Origin of the sequence: Roseimaritima sediminicola, assembly GCF_009618275.1 — a bacterium.
Classification (GTDB): domain Bacteria; phylum Planctomycetota; class Planctomycetia; order Pirellulales; family Pirellulaceae; genus Roseimaritima; species Roseimaritima sediminicola.
The window spans coordinates 1-18,528 of the sequence record NZ_WIAD01000021.1 but is presented as its reverse complement, the minus strand read 5'-3'; the positions used below and the strand labels follow the sequence as shown (position 1 = coordinate 18,528).

The following is an 18,528-nucleotide window of genomic DNA, read 5'->3' as shown; positions in this document are numbered from 1 at the left end:
CGCCAGCGCGTGCGGCTCGGGCTTCTACCCGCCACCAGCGACGCCGGCGCAAATTAATATCACCACGGCGGCGATCGCGACCGCGATCACCACCCCGGCCAGCTTCCAGTAACTGGTCGGCGCTTGCCCGGCGACCTGGCCGCTCTGGCCGTTGACCAACACGCGGTACACCTGGTCGCGATACCGATAAGCCAGGATCCAAACCGGCAACAGGATCGCCTCGCTGGCCAACCCGCTCAGCATCACGTTGACCCGGACGTTGCGAGCTCGCCCCGGCACGAGGCCTGCGCACTGCGTCTGCTCGATCTGTTCGATCATCGCCCGGGCCTGCGGCCGCGCATGGCGGCGAGCCACACGGAACTCTTCGACCGTGATGTTCTCCAAATCCACCTGCTCGGTCGGCACCGCGGCGCGCAGATCAAATGGCAACAAGGCATTGGTTTCGGCCGGCGTCAGCACGCTGCTGCCCGAGACCAACACGCCCTCGTGCCGCTGTCGTCTTTGGCCGCTGACCGGGTACCAATCGGCGCGAGCCCCCGGCGGCGTGCGGCTGCTGTCGGCCGTATAAAACGTCTCGGCATCGGCAGAAAAAACCCAGTACGGCACGTACACCGCCGTGGCCAGCTGCAGTTTCGATTGCTGGCCCAGATCGCCGGGATGCCAAAAACTGCTGCCCAGAAACTGGCGTAGGCGACCGCCCGCGGCCGCCTGGTCCAGCCTCATCGGCACGACCCGCCGGGCCTCGAGCACGCGATGCGTCTGCACCGCGTCCAATTCGGTCGCCCCGCAAAACGGACAGCGCAGAGCCTGGGCCGACGCGTCGTAACGCATCGACGCCCCACAGCTCTGACAGCGAAACGTGTGCGTCGCCGCGGTGCCTCGAGGCGACTCCTGCGCCCCTTCGCCGTGCTCCACTTCGGTTCCGCAGTTGTGGCAGAACAGATCCTCCGGGTCGGTCATCGCGCCGCAAACCCCGCAGCGCTGCGGACCGTCCAGAACCTCGCTCTCGGGCGCCTCCAGCTCGAAGTCGGCGTCGTCTTTGCCGGCCGTGTTCTCCGCGTCGTCGTTCATCACGCCCCCGCCGAAAGCAACAGAAACAAACCGACCAACACGGCGATCCCCAACAGGATGGCGACCACCAGGGCCGCCACGCGGCGGCCCGACACCGGCTTCTGTCCCACGAATTGTCCCGTGTAACCATTGACCAAGAACCGGAACACGCGGTCGTGGTAGCGGTAGGACAGGACGTGCACCGGCAGCAGCACCAGATCGATGCCGGTCTGCTCGAAACGGCTGTGCACCTGCAACTGCCGGTGTTCATCGCCGGGCAAGAAAGCGGCGATATTGCGTTTTTCCAGCGTCTGAAAATGCTGCTGGCACAACTGCCACGCCTGGTCGTGATCGATCACGTACTCCTCGCTCATCCAGCCGGCCAGATAGCTGGGCTGGTAGCGCACCAGGGCGGTCAACGGAAAGGGCTGGAGCTGCTGGGCTTCGGCCTGACTGAGTCCGCGAGAGGCCGAAACCAGAAACCCGGCGTAGTAGCGTTGATGGCGTCCGGTCAGCGGCCACCACTCGGTGTGCCGCACGCGTTCGGTGCGTGTGGTCATTTTGCCGTCGCTGCCACGCACTCGCCGGACGACCGTCTCGTACCAGTATTCGCCGATCGAGGCCCGCCAGCGGCTGGAGACATGGGTCGAAAACGTCCAGAACGGCAGGTACACGCCCTGCTGTTTCTCCTCGATCGCGGCCTGCGTCAAATCGCCCGGTCGCAGCCAACGATTGGTCCGCAGCCACCGCCGAAATTCCTGCTGAGCTCGCTGGCGAGTGATCGCAAAGCCGAGCACGAACTCGGGGCGCCGCCGCTGCGAAGCGTCCGGCGTGAATTCGACGACGTAGGTGGAATCGCAAAACGGACAGACGTAGCTGCGCTGGAGCGCCTCGGTGCGGATCTCCGCCCCGCAGGTCTCGCAGCGCAAGAATCTGGCTGCAGCCGCTTCGCTGGCGACTTGCTCGCCGGCCGCCTGTTCGGTCTCCTGACCACACGCCGCGCAGTACTGATCGCCGGGCGAGAGCGGGTTGCCACAGCGGGTGCAGGGCGCAGCGCCGGCGGCGAGCGGCGCGTCGACAACCAAGGACGGCTCGATCGGCTGCACGCCGAGCGGTGGTGGTTCAGCCATTTCGCAGAGAGAACGGAGGAAAGCTCGGGCAAAGGGAAAGCAATACACGCATGCCGGGCCAGCCTGCCCCCGACGCAGCCATGGGCCGCCCGCGGCCCGACCAGTTTACCAGGATTCCCCGCCGCCGAACCGTCCCGGTCGCCGCCGAACCGTCTTGGGGCTTTCGGGGCCGCCCGTTCCGCTGAAGAATCGATCGCGGTATCCTCTGGGAACGTTCGCAAGCCCCTCACCGCAAGAACCTCGATGTCGCAAGCAAACCAAATCGTTTATACGCTCACCGACGAAGCTCCCGCCCTGGCCACGCGTTCGCTGTTGCCGATCATCCGGGCCTTCACCAAGACGGCCGGAGTCAGCGTCGAACTGAAAGACATTTCCTTGGCCGGCCGCATCCTGGCGGCCTTTCCCGAACGGCTGGACGAGCAGCAGCGCCGCGGCGACGCCCTGGCCGAGCTGGGCGAGCTGGCCAAGACGCCGGCGGCCAACATCATCAAACTGCCCAATATCAGCGCGTCGATCCCGCAGTTGACCGCGGCCATCGCCGAGCTGCAGCAACACGGCTACGACGTGCCCGATTATCCCGAGGACGCCGAGGACGAAGCGGCTCAGGAAATCCGCAGCCGCTACGCCAAAGTGCTCGGCAGCGCCGTGAACCCCGTGCTCCGCGAAGGCAACTCCGACCGCCGCGTGGCCGCGGCCGTCAAACAGTACGCCAAGAAAAACCCGCACTCGATGGGCGCCTGGAGCGCCGATTCCAAGACCCACGTGGCTTCGATGCCCGATGGCGATTTCTACGGCAGCGAACAATCGCACGTCATGGACGCGGCCGGTTCGGTGCGGATCGAACTGGTTCCCCGCGAAGGCGAAACCAAAGAAACAAAAGTCCTTCTGGGCGACCTGCCCCTGCAAGCCGGCGAAGTGATCGACGCGGCCCGGATGAGCGCCTCGGCCCTGCGACAGTTCCTGGCCGACCAGATCCAACAGGCTCGCCAGCAGGGCGTGCTGCTGTCGCTGCACCTGAAGGCCACCATGATGAAGGTCTCCGACCCGATCATCTTCGGTCACGCCGTCTCGGTCTACTACGCCGACGTGTTCGAAAAACACGCTCAGACCCTGGAAGAACTGGGCGTCGAACCCAATAACGGCGTTGGCGACCTGGTTGCCAAGATCCAACAATTGCCCGACGCCCAGCGGCAACAGATCGAAGCCGATCTGCAAGCCGTTTACGACCAGCGGCCGGAACTGGCCATGGTCAACAGCGACAAGGGCATCACCAACCTGCACGTGCCCAGCGACGTGATCATCGACGCGTCGATGCCCGCGGCAATCCGCTCCTCGGGCAAAATGTGGGGCCGCGACGGCCAACTGCACGACACCAAAGCCTTGATCCCCGACCGCAGCTACGCCGGCGTCTACCAAGCCACGATCGACTTCTGCAAACAGCACGGCGCCTTCGACGTGACGACCATGGGCAGCGTTTCCAACGTCGGCCTGATGGCGCAGAAAGCCGAAGAGTACGGCTCGCACAACAAGACCTTCGAAATCGCCCAAGCCGGCACGGTGCGAGTGGTCGACACGGCCGGAAACGTGTTGCTCCAGCACGACGTGGAACCGGGCGACATCTGGCGGATGTGCCAGACCAAGGACGAACCGATTCGCGACTGGGTCAAACTGGCCGTCAACCGAGCTCGCGCGACCGGCGCGGCCGCCATCTTCTGGCTCGACCCCGCTCGCGCCCACGACGCCAACCTGATCGACAAGGTCCGTCAGTACCTGCCCGATCACGACACCACCGGCCTGGACATCCAGATCCTCTCGCCGGTCGAAGCCACCCGCCTGACCTGCCAGCGCAGCCGCGACGGCCAGGACACGATCAGCGTCACCGGCAACGTCCTGCGCGACTACCTGACCGACCTGTTCCCGATCCTGGAACTCGGTACCAGCGCCAAAATGCTGTCGATCGTGCCGCTGTTGGCCGGCGGCGGACTGTTCGAAACCGGTGCCGGCGGGTCGGCGCCCAAGCACGTCCAGCAGTTCCTCGAAGAAGGCCATCTGCGCTGGGATTCGCTGGGCGAGTTCCTGGCCCTGGCCGTCTCGCTGGAAGACCTGGGCCGCAAAACCGACAACGCCCGCCTGCTGGCTCTGGCGGCCGGGCTGGACGAAGCCAACGGCCAGTACCTGGAAAACGACAAATCGCCCTCGCGCAAGGTCAACGAACTGGACAACCGCGGCAGCCATTTCTACCTGGCCCTGTACTGGGCGCGAGCCCTAGCGGCCCAGAACAGCGACGCCCAGCTTCGCGACACCTTCGCCCCGCTGGCCCAGCGGCTGAGCGAGCAGGAAGCCGCCATCGTCGACGAACTGAACGCCGCCCAAGGCTCGCCGGTCGACATCGGCGGCTACTACGACCCCGACGAGAGCAAGGTGGCCGCGGCGATGCGTCCCAGCAACACCTTCAACCAAGCCCTCGCCTCGCTAGAAGCCTAAGGGCGACACCCCACGCTCGCGTCTGGGGCTACCGCATGTCGCCACTGCCGTGGCTGCTGCGCCCGAGCTTCGCACGCCCTACATCGATTCCCCCGGAGTCACCAAATCTCGAATCTCAGATCCTTGATTCCAAATTTGCAGGGTTCATTTTCCAGTTTGCAATCCTCCCCCTTCCTTCGGGTCTTGCCTGCAAGGCGGGGGTTATTGCATAATCCGGGGCTCGAAAACCGATTTTGCCGCTGCGCCGTTCCCTTGGCGGCCTGATACCATAACCACACACTGGGAGTGCCTCTGATGGCCAAGAGCAAGAAAAAAGCCGAAACCGTCTTCCTGGCTTGCGAAGAAACCGGCGACTACAACTACACGCTGCGCCGCAAACCCGGCGGCGAAAAACTGCGTCTGAAGAAGTACTGCCCGCGCGTTCGCAAGCACACCTGGCACGTCGAAAAGAAGAAATAATTAGTTTCCAGGCAAGGATGCGAGTATGCAGAAACGTTGGAGATTACTGCCGCAGGACCATTCGGTGGTCCAGCGGCTGGTCCGTCAAGCTCGCATTCCCGACGTCGTCGCCCAGCTGCTGGTCAGCCGCGGGGTGTACGATGCCGAGACGGTAAAGAAATTCCTCCACGCCAAACTGTCGGACCTGCGCGATCCGCTGGAACTGCCGGGCGTGGAAGCGGCCGTCGCCACGATCGCTCCGGCAATCCGCAGCAAGCAACCGATCGTCATCTACGGCGATTACGACGCCGACGGCATGACCTCCGCCGCAATCCTCTACAGCGGCCTGACGCTGATGGGCGCGGACGTCAGCTACTACGTGCCCAATCGCCTCGAAGAGGGTTACGGCCTCAGCGGTGAGGCCCTGCAGAAGCTGGCCGAGCGCGGCAAACGGCTGGTCATCACCGTCGACTGTGGCGTCGGCAGCTGTGAAGAGGCCAAACTGTGCCGATCGCTGGGCATGCAGCTGGTGATCACGGATCATCACCGCATCGACGGCTCGCTGCCCGAAGCCGACGCGATCGTGCACCCGCGGCTGCCCGGATCGAGCTACCCGTTTGGCGAACTGTGCGGCGCCGGCGTCGCTTTCAAACTGGCCTGGGCCCTGTGTCAGGAAATCTGCGAATCCAAACGGGTGACCGATTCGCTGCGGACCTACCTGCTGCAGGCCCTCTCGCTGGCGGCGATCGGCACCGTGGCGGACGTCGTACCGTTGGTCGATGAGAACCGCATTCTGGTCACCCACGGACTGAAGAGCCTGCAGGCCCAGCCCACGCTGGGTCTGTCACAGTTAATGCGGCTGACCAAAGTCGACCAACGCAGCCGGCTGCAAAGCGAAGACATCGCCTTCTCGCTCGCACCGCGGCTGAACGCCGCCGGCCGACTGGGCCAAGCCCAACTGGGCGTGGAACTGCTGACCGTCCGCGACAACAACCGCTCGGTCCAATTGGCCGAGTACCTGGACCAGTTGAACAGCAACCGCGTCAGCCTTGAACGCAGCGTCTACCTGGCCGCCCAGAAGCAAGCCAAAGAGGAGTTCGATCCGGAATCCGACCCGGCCCTGGTGCTGGCCGGAACGGGCTGGCACCTGGGCGTGATCGGTGTGGTCGCCGGACGATTGGCCGAGAAGTACGGCCGGCCCGTGCTGATCCTCTCGCTGGATCCGGTCAGCGGCCGGCCGGCCACGGGATCGGGCCGAGCCGGTTCACGCTCCGTCGACCTGCACCGCGCCCTCGGCGAGTGCGAACATCGGCTGGTCAAATTCGGAGGCCACCGTGCGGCCGCCGGACTGACCCTGCACGAAGCGGAACTGGACGCGTTTCGCGAGGACTTCTGCGAAGCGGTCGCCAACCAGGTGGCCGATGACGATGCCGGCATCGAAATCAAAGTCGACGCCGAAGCGGGCCTCGGTCAATTGACGCACCAGACCGTCCGCCAGATCGAACAACTGGCGCCTTTCGGCGAAGGCAATCCGCGGCCCATCCTGTGCGCCCGCAACGTGCGGCTGGCCGAACCGTCTCGCAAGATGGGCGGCGGCGACCGCCACCTGACCCTCCGCATCGTGCAGGACGGGATCACCGTCCGCGGCGTCGCGTTTGGCCACGGCGAATGGTGCGAAGAATTGAACGCCCACGAGGGCCCGATGGATATCGTCTACCGGCCGGTGATCAACGAGTTCCGCGGTCAGTGCAACGTCGAATTCCACCTCGTCGACTGGCGCCCCGCCCTCACCCCCAGCCCCGTCTAAAGAACCCAGTGGCATAAAGCAGCTCGGCTGTCCCAGCCGAGAGGCAGCACAAAGTAGCTCGGCTGTCCCCAGCCGAGAGGCAGTTTGTTCACGGCTGAGACAGCCGTGCTACTTTCACAGGCTAGAAGCCTATGCCACTACGACCACTCACCGCCAACTCGATCCAAACGGCCGCGTGATCGGATCCCGGCGAGGCGAAGTGGACGCTGCGGGCGGTAACCTCGATGTGGCGATCGACCGCGACGTGGTCGATGGGAATGCCAAACCGCCCCAATCGGTTCGGCCAGGTCGCGTGGTACCCGAAACCGGCCTGCGAATCGACCAAATCCGCTTCGCCGAGCAGACGCTGGTACTGATCGGCCCAGGGCGTGATATTCAGATCCCCGCCCAGGATCGGCATCCGCTGCGTCCCTTCGCGGAGGTGGGTCCCCAACCATCGCAGTTGTTCGTCGCGGATGGCCTGGTACTCGCGACCGGTTGGCGGCAGGGTGTGCACCGCCCACAAGTCGACCGGCAACCGCGGGTCCTGCGGCCGGAAACGCAGCGCGGGCACCGGCCCCGGTATCGTCACCGCCTCGATGGCGCCGGGGATGCGCGAATACATGGCGATCCCAAACGCTCCACCAAAGGGAACTTCCCGGTGGTGGGGATGCGATTGCCGCAGCCCATCCAGCTCGCGCCCCAACGCCGGCGTCCACTCCAAGATCGCCACCACGTCGGCATCCCGCCGGGCGACGAAGCGGACCAGCGACTGCGGATCGGGATTGTGCACAAACGCGTTCCAAACCAGGATCCGCAGCGGCCGCACACCGTCGGTCGGCGCGGCTTCGGCCGCCGCGGCCAGCGGCGGCTCGGCGGGCCCCATCCAGAACTGCCAGGGACGTACCGTCAGGGCGCCCAACAGCACCAGGGCAAGCGCCAGCGTCAGCCACGCCCAGCGACGAGCCCACAGGTAGTACAGCGTGACGGCCACCGCGGCGAGCAACAGATGGGCCTGCATGTGGGTGGTCAGATCCGCCGCCCAGTGCAGGCCGCGCAGCCGCTGCAGCACGGCCGCGGCCACCAGCGCCAGGACGGCCAGCCGTGCCAGGCCGTCCAGCAGGTCCTGGACAAACACCCGGCCCGGGCGGCCCTCGGGCGTGGCAAGCGTTTCGGCTGGGTCGATGGGCGAGTTTGCCATGTGGTTCATCGGCCTGGAAACGGAGGTGGAGCAGCACGGACTGGAAGCCGGAGCCACGTTTTTCGTTGGCAGCATCCAATCTGGCCACGCGGGCGGCGAATAGCTTAACCTACCGAAACGCTGGCCGGCGGCCGCTGGAGTCGAGCTTTTAGGGAATTTTTGCTCGGTGCGCTGCGGCGCCAGCTCGGACCCCAGCACCTCGCGGATTTTGACTGCGTCTAGCTTGAATACGGCCAATCGCTAAGATTGAACGCCGTCTTCCTCCGCCCTGACCGTTTCGCCTGCTCTGCCGCACTTCGGCTCCTTGCCTCTGCCACCGCGACTGGAACCCCCGAACCATGCCCACGACCGACCCCAGTCAGATCGAAGTTGACGGGATCAAGATCGATCTCCGCAACCGTTCGCTGGCTGCTCTCCTGGCTTGGCTGCTGCCCGGCGCGGGACATTTGTACCAGGGACGCTACGCCAAGGGGGGCCTTTACATGGTGTGCATTTTGTTCACCTACCTGGTCGGCTTTGCGATCGGCGGGGCCCACGTCGTGTACGCATCCTGGATCCCCGGGGACCGCCGCTGGCACTACGTCTGCCAGCTGGGCGTGGGCGTGCCCGCCCTGCCGGCCCTGGTCGAGGGCTGGCGGATGAAGCAGGCCACGATTGTCGATCGGGACGTCGCGGGCAGAGTCTCGGGATATCGCACGCCAGCCAGCTGGGAACCGCTGTTCGGCGGCGTGATGGCGCCGCCCCGCCGGCCGGTCCGCGAGCAGGAGGCCGACGAGGTTTCCGCCTGGTACGCCCGCCATGGCGCGGGGTACGAAATGGGCACCTGGTACACGATGATCGCGGGCCTGTTGAACATCCTGGTTATCTACGACGCCTTCTCCGGCCCCCTGTCGATCCCGATCAGCGGCCGCAAAAAGAAGACCGAGGACGACGACGAGGACGACAAGCCCGCGGACGCTGCGCCGCCCAAAACCTCGGGCAAACGCAACGCTGGCAAACCGGATTCAGGCAAAACGTCCACAGGCAAAACGTCCACAGGCAAAACGCCTGCAGGCAAAACAACCGCACCGGCACGCTCAAAGGCTTCGAAGTGATCCCGATTTCTCCGACCTATCTGCTGTACTACCTGCCGCTGTTGGTAGCGATTTCGCTGGTCTACGGAGCGACCCGGCACGAGGACATGAGCCTGGTGTTCAGACACGCCGCCTACACCGCTTACTGGATCACCAGCTTCATGGGGATCATCTTTTTGATCCTCTGGGGCGTGGGGTATTTGGTGTCCTGATGCACGTGATGATCTTGGGGGCCGGCACGGTGGGAACCTGGGTGGCCGACCTGTTGTGCCGCCGCCGCCACAGCGTGACCGTAGTCGACCTGGACGCCGAGAACGTTCGCCGCATCAACGCCGAACTGGACGTTCGCGCGATCCAGGGCAACGGCGCGCAGAGCACCGTGTTGTTTCAGTGCGGCGTGGCGGCCTCGGACATCTGCTTGGCGCTGACCGGCGACGACGAAGTCAACATCGTGGCGGCCAGCATGGCCAAGGCGTTGGGCGCCCGCCGCTCGGTCGCCCGCGTCTACGCACCGGCCCTGCGCGACCTCAGCACCTTCGACTACCAGCGTCACTTCGGAATCGACCGGCTGCTCAGTCTGGAACAATTGTCGGCCACCGAACTGGCGCGCACCATCCGCAACCCCGACGCCATCCCGCTGGAAAACTTCGCGCGCGGCCAACTGGTCGTCTACGACCTGAAAGTCGACGCGGCGGCGCCGGCGGCCGGCACCAAGCTGAGCGATCTGAAACTGCCCAGCGGCGTTCGCGTCGGTTCGATCCTTCGCGAGGACCGGATGTGGATCGCCAGCGCCGGTGATGAACCGCGAGCCGGTGACCAGATCAGTTTGCTCGGTACGCACGGCGACGTGGTCGACGCCCGCGGCTTGTTCGCCCGCGACAAACGTTTTCAGCGCAAGGAAGTCGTGATGATCGCCGGTGGCGGCGAAACCGGCTACCACCTCGCTCAGTCGCTGGGCGAGGACCACTACCACATCATCATGCTGGAAAAGGACGGCGATCGCTGTGAGTACCTCAGCACCCAGCTGAAACACGTCACGCTGCTGCACGCCAGCGCCAACCGGCGGATGATCCTGGAAGATGAAGGAGCGGGCAAAGCCGACTGGTTTGTCGCCTGCACCGGCAACGACGAAAACAACATCATGGCCTGCGTCGAAGCTCGCGAGCTGGGTGCCAAACACGTGCTCTCGGTCGTCGGCCGAGCCGATTACGCCAACGTCGTCGAAAAACTGGGGATCGACTTGGCGGTCAGCGATCGCGACGTCGCCGCCCGGCAGATCCTCGGCCACCTGCACGAAGGCGCCGTGATCAGCCACACCAAACTGCCGCACGGGTCGATCGAAGTGTACGAACTGGAGATCTTGGACGGAGCTCCGGTCAGCGGCAAACCGCTGTGCGACCTGCCGCTCTCGGGCCACTGCCTGGTCGCGGCCATCGAACGCGACGGTTTTGTGAAGGTCCCCAAAGCGACCGATCAACTGCTGCCCGGCGACGTCGTCGTCGCCCTGATCGACGATTCCGTCGCCGAGGACACCCTCAAACTCTTCGCCGCCTAGGCGAGTGTCGCCTTTCGCTCCGCCGAAAGTAACTCCTCGCCAGACTTTGGACGATGCACTCAACGCGGTATCCATTGAACCGTTTGAGCGCTAGCTCCGGTTCCCGCCAGCACGAGGTCGGCTAAAGCCTAGACTCCAGCAAATCGCAAATCGCCTGACTCCGGCGGAATCGATGCAATAGACGAAAACCATTTACTCCCCTCTCCCCCGAAAGCCTGGCGAGCCTAAGCGAGTCAGGCTTCCGGGGGAGAGGGTCGGGGGTGAGGGGGACCAGCAGAGCAGCAGCGCGATTGCCGTATGTGGATGCGGTGCACGGCCCTGGGGATCGTACGCCGTGAGTCATTCCGTTGCACCCGAGCCCCCTCACCCCCGGCCCCTCTCCCACCACTGCTTCACTCGCTGACGCTCGCGGCGCAGCGGGGGAGAGGGGAGAAAACATTGCTTTCTACCCCTCCGAACCCTACATAGATTCCGCCGGAGCCAGCAAACCGCAAATCGAGCACGAATCAAACTCCCCACTCCCCACCAACAACCAACCCCTTCATCGGGTTAAAATGAGCAGACTCATCCCCGCCGCGCTCCTTGCCCCCCACCTGCCGATGCTCATTCGATTCGCTTTGGCGCTTCTCTGCTCCTCCAGCCTCCTGCCCACGCTCTGGGCTCAGAATCCCCCTGCTCTTCCCGCCGCGGCGGAGCCGTCGACCGATCCGGCGATCTACGGCCAAGGCGTTCGCGAAACTCCCTGGCGGTCTCCCCAGCAACAGCGCGCCGGCTTCCACTTGCCGCCCGGCTTCGAGATCCGCTGCTTCGCTTCGGAACCGCAGATCGCCAAACCGCTGAACATCGCTCCCGACGCACGCGGCCGCCTGTGGATCACTCAGACCACGCGTTATCCCCATCCCCGCCCCCTGGACTCACCCGACGACGGGTCCGCCGCCGACGCCGTGCTGATCCTCGAAGATGCCGACGGCGATGGTTCGGCCGAACGCGTCACCACCTTTGCCGATGGCCTCAACATCCCGATCGGCATCCTGCCCTACGGCGACGGCTGCCTGTGTTTCAGCATTCCGCATATCTGGTACCTCCGCGACACCGACGGCGACGGTCGCTGCGATCGTCGAGAGAAATTATTTGGCCCCTTCGATACCACGCGTGATACCCACGGCATGGTCAATGCGCTGCGCGACGGAGGTGATGGCTGGATCTATGCCTGCCACGGGTTCAACAACCAATCGGAAGTCCGCGGCCGCGACGGGCACACCGTTCGCCTGCACTCCGGCAACACCTTTCGCTTTCGCCCCGATGGCAGCCGAATCGAACAGGTCACGCAGGGTCAAGTCAATCCGTTCGGCACCACGACCGACGACTGGGGCTATCGCTACTCGGCCGACTGCCACAGCAAACCGATCACCCAGCTGATCGACGGCGCCTGCTACCCCAGCTTTGGCCGCCCCCACGACGGGCTCGGCTTCCTGCCTCCGATGGTCCATCACCTGCACGGCAGCACGGCGATCTCGGGCATCGCCTACGTCTCCGGCCGTTCCGCTTGGCAACCGCTCCGCGGCCAGATGCTCAGCGGCAACGTGATGACCAGCCGCCTGAACCGCAACGCAGTCGATTACACCGGAGCGACCGCGCGCGGCACCGAGATGCCCGATTTCCTGACCAGCGACGATCCCTGGTTTCGCCCGGTAGACCTGCGCTTCGGCCCCGACGGCCACCTGTACGTCGCCGATTTCTACAACTCGATCATCGGTCATTACGAAGTCCCTCTGGACCATCCACAGCGGGACCGGACCAGTGGCCGGATCTGGCAGATCCGCTACGTGGGCGGCTTGCCGGCCGCGGACGCCACCGCAGCCGGCGCGGACGAATCCATCGCCGCCGCCCGCGGGCGTCTGGGAGAATTAAATCGCGCCGCCAACCCCGCCACCGAGAACGCTTCAAGCCCGGCGTTGCAGAGGATTCGCGAAGCGTTGCAGGACCCCAGCCCGCACGTTGTCCGCCGCGCGGCCGAGCTGCTGGGCAGGCGGGGCGAACCCGGTGACATCCCGCGACTGCTGCGGCGGCTGGTCGACGTCCCGGACGAGGACGTGGTGCTGCGGCAGAGTCTGCGGATCGCCAGCGCTCGGCTGCTTCGCCGCACGCCGGCCGACAGCCCGCACTGGCGAATCGCCGCGACCGAACCACCGCCCGTGGCCGCGGCCTTCCTCGACATCTTGCCGGCGGTCGACCACCCGGCCGCGGCCGCAGCCCTGTTGGATTACGTGGCGGCCAGCGACGACCCGGCCGCCCATCACGAGCTGTTCGCCCTGGCCGCTTCCCGCGCCAGCAACGACCAACTGGAGCGCTGCGTGGAGCTCGCCCAAGAAATCGCCGGCGAGCATCCCATCCACCAACGGGAGTGGCTCGAGCGGATCTGGACCGCTCGGAACCTTCGCGCCGGTCGCGTCCCGGCGGCCATCGCGGCCTGGGCCCGACCGCTGGCCGCCTCGCAGCTGGAAGACTTCCTCGACCTGCTGTCTCCCCCGTCTCCGAGGCTGGCCGGACCGGACGGCGAGGCCGTTGTCCTGGACTGGACCAGCTCGCAGGCGACGGCGTGGCCTCTGGAGGAACGTCCGGTCATCGGTAGTCGCAACAAGGCGAGGGTCTCCAGCAGCTTTGCGCTCGGCGAAAGCTACACCGGCCGGCAGTGGTCCACTCCCTTTGCCGCCCCCGAGGAAATCCGGTTTCGGCTGGCCGGTCACGACGGACCGCCCAGCAAACCGGCTCTCAATCAAAACTTCGTCCGCCTGGTCGATGCCGTGACCGGCGACGAATTGTTTCGCGCCCTGCCGCCACGCAGCGACGTGACAGCTCAGATCCAGTGGGACACGTCGCGGCTTGCCGGTCGGTTGGTACGGATCGAATGCATCGATGGCGACGCCGGGGACGCGTACGCCTGGATCGCGATAGGCGATTTCCAGCCGTTTGCCTTGGACCTGGTTTCCTATCGCCTCCGAGAACTCATGTCCGACGGCCTGGCCAGTGCGCTGCAGTGGAGCCAACGGCTGGGCGACGACGACATGGCCGACCGCCTGGACGCGAGCTTGGACCATGAATGGCTGAGCGGCTTTCAGCGCCGACAGATCGCCGTGACGCTGGCTTCGCTGGGCGGCCACGCCGATGCACACTGCGTTCTGCGGGCCCTGGCCCAGAGACCGTGGCCCGCCACCGATGCCTTTAACGAACTGCACAGCGCCGCGGGCATCCGGCGGCTGGCCCAAGGCGAGGAAGCGGCGATCCGCGCTGCCCTGACGATGCTGGCCGAACAACTGACGACGGCCGAGCAACACGCTTTCGCCCTGGACTGGACCCGGCAAGGCGGCTCGACCCGGCGACTGCTGGACCTGCTGCACCACGGCACGTTGGCCATCGACGTGCTGGCCGACGACGAACTCTGGCAATCACTCGATGCTCGACTCGCGGGCGCGAACCGAACGCTCGCCGAGGAGCTGCGCGGCCGAGCCCTCGCGGCGGCTTCTCCCCGCGATCAACGCGCCGCCCGGCTGGCGACCGAACTGCCCCGACTGCGCGGCAACGCCGTCCGCGGCTTGAACCTGTTCCGCCAGCACTGCGCGGCGTGCCACCAACTCGATGGCCAAGGCACCGTACTGGGACCGCAGCTGGACGGTGCCGTGGCCCGACCTCCGCAGCGTCTGCTCGAAGACATCCTCGCCCCGAACCGCAACGTCGACGAAGCCTTCCGCACGACCAGCATCCTCACGATCGACGGCGAAGTCTTCGTGGGGCTGGTTCAACACGAAGACGACGACGTCGTGCACCTCTACGACGCCCAGGGCAAACAACATATCCTGGCGACCGACGACATCGAGCTGCGCAAACGCTCCGCCCGTTCCCTGATGCCCGAGGACCTGGGCGACTCACTCAGCGACCAACAGCTGGCCGACCTGTTGGCGTTTCTGCGTGCCGGCCAAGCCAACCCCTGACGGAACCCACCATGCCGACGCTCGAACAACATCTGTCCGACCTCTTTGACAACGACGTCCAAGCCGAAGTGCTGGACCAACAGAGCAGCGACGAAGTGACGTGGACCCTGTGCCAGGTGCGTTACCGCGATCGGCAACAATCCAGTTCCCGTGCGGGCCGCATCGACCAGACCGTCGCCTTCATGCAAGCCGACGCGTTCGACTACCCACAGTTCCGGCTGGTGGCCACCGATGGCCGGGGCCCTTCGCGGTTTATCATGAGCCGGCTGCTGGGAGCCAAAGGCATCCAGTTCCCCGACTCGCCGCAATTCGCCAGAGAGTACCTGCTGTTCGGGATGCCCGAGCCGGCCGTGCGAACGATGTTCGATTCTCAGCTCCGCGAATACCTCGCAGCGCATCCGGGATGGAGCATCCGTGCGAACCATCGCCAACTGGCGATTTACCGCGAGCGACAAACCTGCCCGCCGGAACAACGGGACGCCTTCCTGGCCGAATCGCTGCAGCTGTTGGCCGAACTCAGCCGCGCCGAAACCGTGCTCGATGCACAGCCCTCGATCGAGCGCCGCGCCGACGCGAGCGACTTGGCGAACATCGGCAGCCAGTATGGCGGCTTGGTCGGCAGTGCCGTCAAGCGTCAGCTAAAGAAACTGGTCGTACCGCGCGAGCAACTCACCTCGTTCCTCGCCAGCCCCGTGCCACGTCGCGTTCCGGCAACGGTGAAGCGTCAAGTGCTCGGCGACACCTTTCCACTGGTCCTGGTCGGTTTCGCCTTCATCGTCTTCGGCATCATCACCGCCGTGATCAGCCTGGTCGCCCTGAAAGACGAATTTCGTCTGTTCATGCTCGTGCCGGGTTTCGTGATGCCTCTGATCGGCGCCGTCATGGCCGGTTGGACGCTGCGTCACCGCCGCCGCAAAGCTCGCATGTTACGCGAAGGCCGCTTGGAAACCGGCACCGTCGAAGACGTCCAACGCACCGGGATCAGCGTCAACAACCGCGTCCTTCACCGCGTGACGCTGCGGTTTCAGCACCGGGGTCAATGGCAAACTGCGACCTGCACGGTCGACCCCACGGCAGCCGATAAAGCACGTCTGCTTCGCAGCGACGCCGCTCCGGTGCAAATCCTGGTCGACCCCGAAGACGACGAGAACGTGTTCTGTGTCGACCTACTGATAACCGACGAGATATAACTCTCCCTCTGGGAGAGTCGGGCTCTCAGGCCCGGAGAGGGTTTTTGTGTGGCCCTCCGCGGTCCTAAGTCAGCCTAGGACAACGCCCAGGGCAAATGCTCAAACCGTCCTCCGCCCCTCCCCCTCCACTGAGCCACCCAGCCCCCACCAACCATCACCTTCTACAATAAAACGGACCTGCTTTCCCAATCCCGAAACCTCACCTGGTACTTTCGGGCGGTTAGCAAGCTCGGGGGGCTTAAAAATCCGTAAAGAAGTAGTTTGCGGCGCGGCAATTTTCTTGACGCGGCAATTTTCGGCCGATAGCTTCACTAGAACGCTACTTCAGCGTCCCTTATCGGGCGACTAATCCCCTTTCTCGCCCCCTACCTTTTCGTCCTTCTTTGAGAGGTCCCCATGCACTACCCTGCTCCCCGGAGCCGTCGGCTCCCCCTGCGCTTCGGCTTCACGCTCGTGGAGTTGCTTGTTGTTATTGCCATTATTGGCGTTTTGGTGGGGCTGCTTCTTCCGGCCGTTCAGGCGGCACGCGAAGCGGCGCGACGAATGTCCTGCAGCAACAATCTCAAGCAACAAGGCCTGGCCCTGCAGAACTATCACGACACCTACGGCACGTTCCCTCCGCAAGCGATCTACGGACCGGGCAAGGCGCCGTACACCGAGCCGTACCATCACACGTGGAACGAGATGGTGTTGCCGTTCATCGAACAGCAACCGCTGTACGATGCGACCAACCGCGACTTGCCGGTCTGGGGACAGCCGATCGTCAGCACCCAGGTGGCCTACCTGCGCTGTCCGTCGGACGGCGGCCGCTGGGACCTCAGCGAGACGCACGACATCGCGGTAACCAACTACGGTGCCTGCGAAGGATATCACTGGTGGGAAACCGCGACGGTCGACGCCACTCCGCCGTGGAGCACGTTCTCGGATCCGCTGACCAAGCGAGCCGACATCATGGGCATCTTTGCCGTGAACCGGACACGGCGAATTTCCGAGGTAACCGACGGCCTGTCGCAAACGCTGGCGGTGGCCGAGTGTGATTCGATGGGTTTTGGGGGCGGCCCGATCCGCACCGTCGGCACGGGTGCTCGCCGCGTCGGCACGCCGGTCTTCCGCAGCGCGTTTGTCGCCACGGGCGTCAACGGCTGGGCCGGCAACGAGGGCGGTACTCAGCGAGTTGTTAATCCCGATGGCAGCAACAAAGCTTCCAATGGCTGGTGGAAGAACCACGCCTTTCCGCCGACCTTCATTTCGGCTTGGGGTCCCAACGCCAACTGGCCCGGCCCCAGCAGTTACCACCCGGGCGGGCTGCAGGCGGTCTTTGCCGACGGCAGCGTCTCCTTCTTGACCGAAACCATGGACTACGGCACCTGGCTGAAGATGACGGCCATGCGTGACAACCACACGTTCGAAGATCCACGTAACTAATTAAGACGGTTTTAACCACCACATCCGAAACGGGAGTACTTGCAGAATGCGAATGATTGGAATGTTGACCCTGTTGTGCGCCGCACTGTTCCTCACGACCGGTTGCGGCTCCAGCCGCCCGGACCCGCGTGAGAACCCGGACTTTGACGAAGAGGGCTACAACGATGCCAACATCATGCCGGGCGACCTGATGGAGCCCTAGGCCGGCGGCGCACTCCACCCCGGTTAGGCCTCACGCGCCCAACCTCCAAACGCTCGCCGCTCCCCCCGGGGAAGGGCGAGCGTTTTTTTGTTGTCCCAGGATCTGTTGCCCCCGAGCCCAGGTTTTCACAGCCGCTCGAACCGGGTACGATTGGGGCTGAACTGGTCAAACCAGGGCCACCGGCGAGCCGCCAAGTGCGAGCTCGACCAGCCGCCCCCGCGACCATCCTCAAGCGCCTATAGCTCAGTTGGTAGAGCAGCGGACTCTTAATCCGCGGGTCGTAGGTTCGAGTCCTACTGGGCGTACTCTCTCTCTAACACGGTAGCTCCAAGGCCGTAGCCGAACTCGCCAGAGTTTGGACGCTGGAGTCTAGCCTTCAGGCGATTTCCCCTGTGCTCCCGAGCGGCTAAAGCCTGGACTCCAGCGTCCGCCGCCGAATTCGCTAGAATATGGCATTCGCTGAATTCACCAGCCCGCCTCTGCCCGGCGACATCGCCGCGTCCCACTCGCACAGCGGTTACCCATGAAGCGTTCGAAGATCGTTGCGATCGCCGTCGTCTTCCTCATCGGCGTGGGCATGCTCCTCGACTACTTTCGCGAGCGACCCCGCCTAACCATCATGATCGACGGCGTGCCGGCCGCAAACCTCAGCGTGATCGACGGCCAAACCGGATTGCCTCGCAAGCTGGACGCGACAGGGACCACCGCTTTCGACAACGACCACTGGAAACAGAACTTCATTTTCGTCGAACAGACCAGCGGAAACTATCGGATGATCCCATTTCCCTCGCGGGGGCACAAAACGGTGGACCTGAGGGGTCGCCATATAAAGACTAAGTCGGTGGTGTACTACTTGGGGCTCGTACGACGCGAGAACACGTCCAGCGCGTACGAGCTAACCGACGAAGAATTCGCCGCACTCAAAGCGGGCGAAAGGACCCTGGACGATATCAAACAGACCATTCGAAACCATGCTGATGACTGATCCCCACTTCGTCGCGGCAG

At 64.7% G+C, this 18,528-nt stretch carries 14 protein-coding genes and 1 tRNA gene; 12 read left to right on the top strand and 3 right to left on the bottom strand.

The window, feature by feature from the left end:
- Positions 1 to 24: 24 nt before the first annotated feature.
- Both GE027_RS11845 and GE027_RS11840 read right to left on the bottom strand, forming a co-directional pair.
- The gene (locus GE027_RS11845) at positions 25 to 1,071 is read right to left on the bottom strand and encodes a zinc ribbon domain-containing protein (RefSeq protein WP_153557409.1); all 1,047 of its coding nucleotides are present in this window, start codon (positions 1,069 to 1,071) and stop codon (positions 25 to 27) included.
- Positions 1,071 to 2,180 (bottom strand): zinc ribbon domain-containing protein, encoded by a 1,110-nt coding sequence (locus GE027_RS11840; RefSeq protein ID WP_153557408.1) that lies wholly within the window; start codon positions 2,178 to 2,180, stop codon positions 1,071 to 1,073. The genes GE027_RS11845 and GE027_RS11840 overlap by 1 nt, the downstream gene beginning before the upstream one ends.
- 243 nt (positions 2,181 to 2,423) lie before the next feature.
- Here GE027_RS11840 and GE027_RS11835 point away from each other — a divergent pair, with 243 nt between their 5' ends.
- The 3 genes from GE027_RS11835 (at position 2,424) to recJ (ending at position 6,909) form a co-directional block, all read left to right on the top strand.
- Positions 2,424 to 4,664 carry an NADP-dependent isocitrate dehydrogenase gene (locus GE027_RS11835; RefSeq protein ID WP_153557407.1) on the top strand — a complete coding sequence of 747 codons (2,241 nt, stop codon included), beginning with the start codon at positions 2,424 to 2,426 and terminating at the stop codon, positions 4,662 to 4,664.
- 294 nt (positions 4,665 to 4,958) lie between these two features.
- On the top strand, positions 4,959 to 5,123 hold the full coding sequence (gene rpmG, locus GE027_RS11830; protein ID WP_153557406.1) for a 50S ribosomal protein L33: 165 nt from the start codon (positions 4,959 to 4,961) through the stop codon (positions 5,121 to 5,123).
- Positions 5,124 to 5,148: 25 nt separating this feature from the next.
- On the top strand, positions 5,149 to 6,909 hold the full coding sequence (recJ, locus tag GE027_RS11825; RefSeq protein WP_153557405.1) for a single-stranded-DNA-specific exonuclease RecJ: 1,761 nt from the start codon (positions 5,149 to 5,151) through the stop codon (positions 6,907 to 6,909).
- 121 nt (positions 6,910 to 7,030) lie between these two features.
- Here the strand turns inward: recJ and GE027_RS11820 are convergent, their stop codons facing one another.
- Positions 7,031 to 8,089, bottom strand: coding sequence for an endonuclease/exonuclease/phosphatase family protein (locus tag GE027_RS11820; RefSeq protein WP_153557404.1), 1,059 nt, complete (start codon positions 8,087 to 8,089; stop codon positions 7,031 to 7,033).
- Between the two features lie 338 nt (positions 8,090 to 8,427).
- Between GE027_RS11820 and GE027_RS11815 the strand changes: the two genes are divergently transcribed.
- The 9 genes from GE027_RS11815 (at position 8,428) to GE027_RS11775 (ending at position 18,508) form a co-directional block, all read left to right on the top strand.
- The gene (locus GE027_RS11815) at positions 8,428 to 9,183 is read left to right on the top strand and encodes a DUF6677 family protein (protein ID WP_237607475.1); all 756 of its coding nucleotides are present in this window, start codon (positions 8,428 to 8,430) and stop codon (positions 9,181 to 9,183) included.
- Positions 9,180 to 9,374 carry a hypothetical protein gene (locus tag GE027_RS11810; protein WP_153557403.1) on the top strand — a complete coding sequence of 65 codons (195 nt, stop codon included), beginning with the start codon at positions 9,180 to 9,182 and terminating at the stop codon, positions 9,372 to 9,374. The genes GE027_RS11815 and GE027_RS11810 overlap by 4 nt, the downstream gene beginning before the upstream one ends.
- Entirely contained in the window at positions 9,374 to 10,717 is a 1,344-nt protein-coding gene (trkA, locus tag GE027_RS11805; protein ID WP_153557402.1) for a Trk system potassium transporter TrkA, read from the top strand. Before GE027_RS11810 ends, trkA begins: the two co-directional genes overlap by 1 nt.
- A 599-nt stretch (positions 10,718 to 11,316) precedes the next feature.
- Positions 11,317 to 14,706 carry a PVC-type heme-binding CxxCH protein gene (locus GE027_RS11800; protein WP_162006697.1) on the top strand — a complete coding sequence of 1,130 codons (3,390 nt, stop codon included), beginning with the start codon at positions 11,317 to 11,319 and terminating at the stop codon, positions 14,704 to 14,706.
- Between the two features lie 11 nt (positions 14,707 to 14,717).
- Complete coding sequence (locus GE027_RS11795; protein WP_153557400.1) at positions 14,718 to 15,896, top strand: hypothetical protein; 1,179 nt, start codon at positions 14,718 to 14,720, stop codon at positions 15,894 to 15,896.
- A 396-nt stretch (positions 15,897 to 16,292) separates the two neighbouring features.
- Positions 16,293 to 17,321 carry a DUF1559 family PulG-like putative transporter gene (locus GE027_RS11790; protein ID WP_153557399.1) on the top strand — a complete coding sequence of 343 codons (1,029 nt, stop codon included), beginning with the start codon at positions 16,293 to 16,295 and terminating at the stop codon, positions 17,319 to 17,321.
- Positions 17,322 to 17,367: 46 nt separating this feature from the next.
- A complete protein-coding gene (locus GE027_RS11785) occupies positions 17,368 to 17,523 on the top strand; it encodes a hypothetical protein (RefSeq protein ID WP_153557398.1) in 156 nt (51 codons plus the stop codon).
- Positions 17,524 to 17,755: 232 nt separating this feature from the next.
- A tRNA-Lys gene (locus tag GE027_RS11780) sits at positions 17,756 to 17,828 on the top strand.
- A 218-nt stretch (positions 17,829 to 18,046) separates the two neighbouring features.
- Positions 18,047 to 18,508: a hypothetical protein gene (locus tag GE027_RS11775; protein WP_153557397.1), complete on the top strand. Its 462-nt coding sequence runs from the start codon at positions 18,047 to 18,049 to the stop codon at positions 18,506 to 18,508.
- The last annotated feature ends 20 nt before the right edge of the window (positions 18,509 to 18,528 follow it).

Coding starts and splice junctions, on each gene's coding strand:
- GE027_RS11815 (WP_237607475.1), top strand. CDS start 8,428: ATGCCCACGACCGACCCCAGTCAGATCGAAGTTGACGGGATCAAGATC.
- GE027_RS11795 (WP_153557400.1), top strand. CDS start 14,718: ATGCCGACGCTCGAACAACATCTGTCCGACCTCTTTGACAACGACGTC.
- GE027_RS11790 (WP_153557399.1), top strand. CDS start 16,293: ATGCACTACCCTGCTCCCCGGAGCCGTCGGCTCCCCCTGCGCTTCGGC.
- GE027_RS11800 (WP_162006697.1), top strand. CDS start 11,317: ATGCTCATTCGATTCGCTTTGGCGCTTCTCTGCTCCTCCAGCCTCCTG.
- GE027_RS11845 (WP_153557409.1), bottom strand. CDS start 1,071: ATGAACGACGACGCGGAGAACACGGCCGGCAAAGACGACGCCGACTTC.
- GE027_RS11840 (WP_153557408.1), bottom strand. CDS start 2,180: ATGGCTGAACCACCACCGCTCGGCGTGCAGCCGATCGAGCCGTCCTTG.
- rpmG (WP_153557406.1), top strand. CDS start 4,959: ATGGCCAAGAGCAAGAAAAAAGCCGAAACCGTCTTCCTGGCTTGCGAA.
- GE027_RS11775 (WP_153557397.1), top strand. CDS start 18,047: ATGAAGCGTTCGAAGATCGTTGCGATCGCCGTCGTCTTCCTCATCGGC.
- GE027_RS11820 (WP_153557404.1), bottom strand. CDS start 8,089: ATGGCAAACTCGCCCATCGACCCAGCCGAAACGCTTGCCACGCCCGAG.
- GE027_RS11835 (WP_153557407.1), top strand. CDS start 2,424: ATGTCGCAAGCAAACCAAATCGTTTATACGCTCACCGACGAAGCTCCC.
- trkA (WP_153557402.1), top strand. CDS start 9,374: ATGCACGTGATGATCTTGGGGGCCGGCACGGTGGGAACCTGGGTGGCC.
- recJ (WP_153557405.1), top strand. CDS start 5,149: ATGCAGAAACGTTGGAGATTACTGCCGCAGGACCATTCGGTGGTCCAG.
- GE027_RS11785 (WP_153557398.1), top strand. CDS start 17,368: ATGCGAATGATTGGAATGTTGACCCTGTTGTGCGCCGCACTGTTCCTC.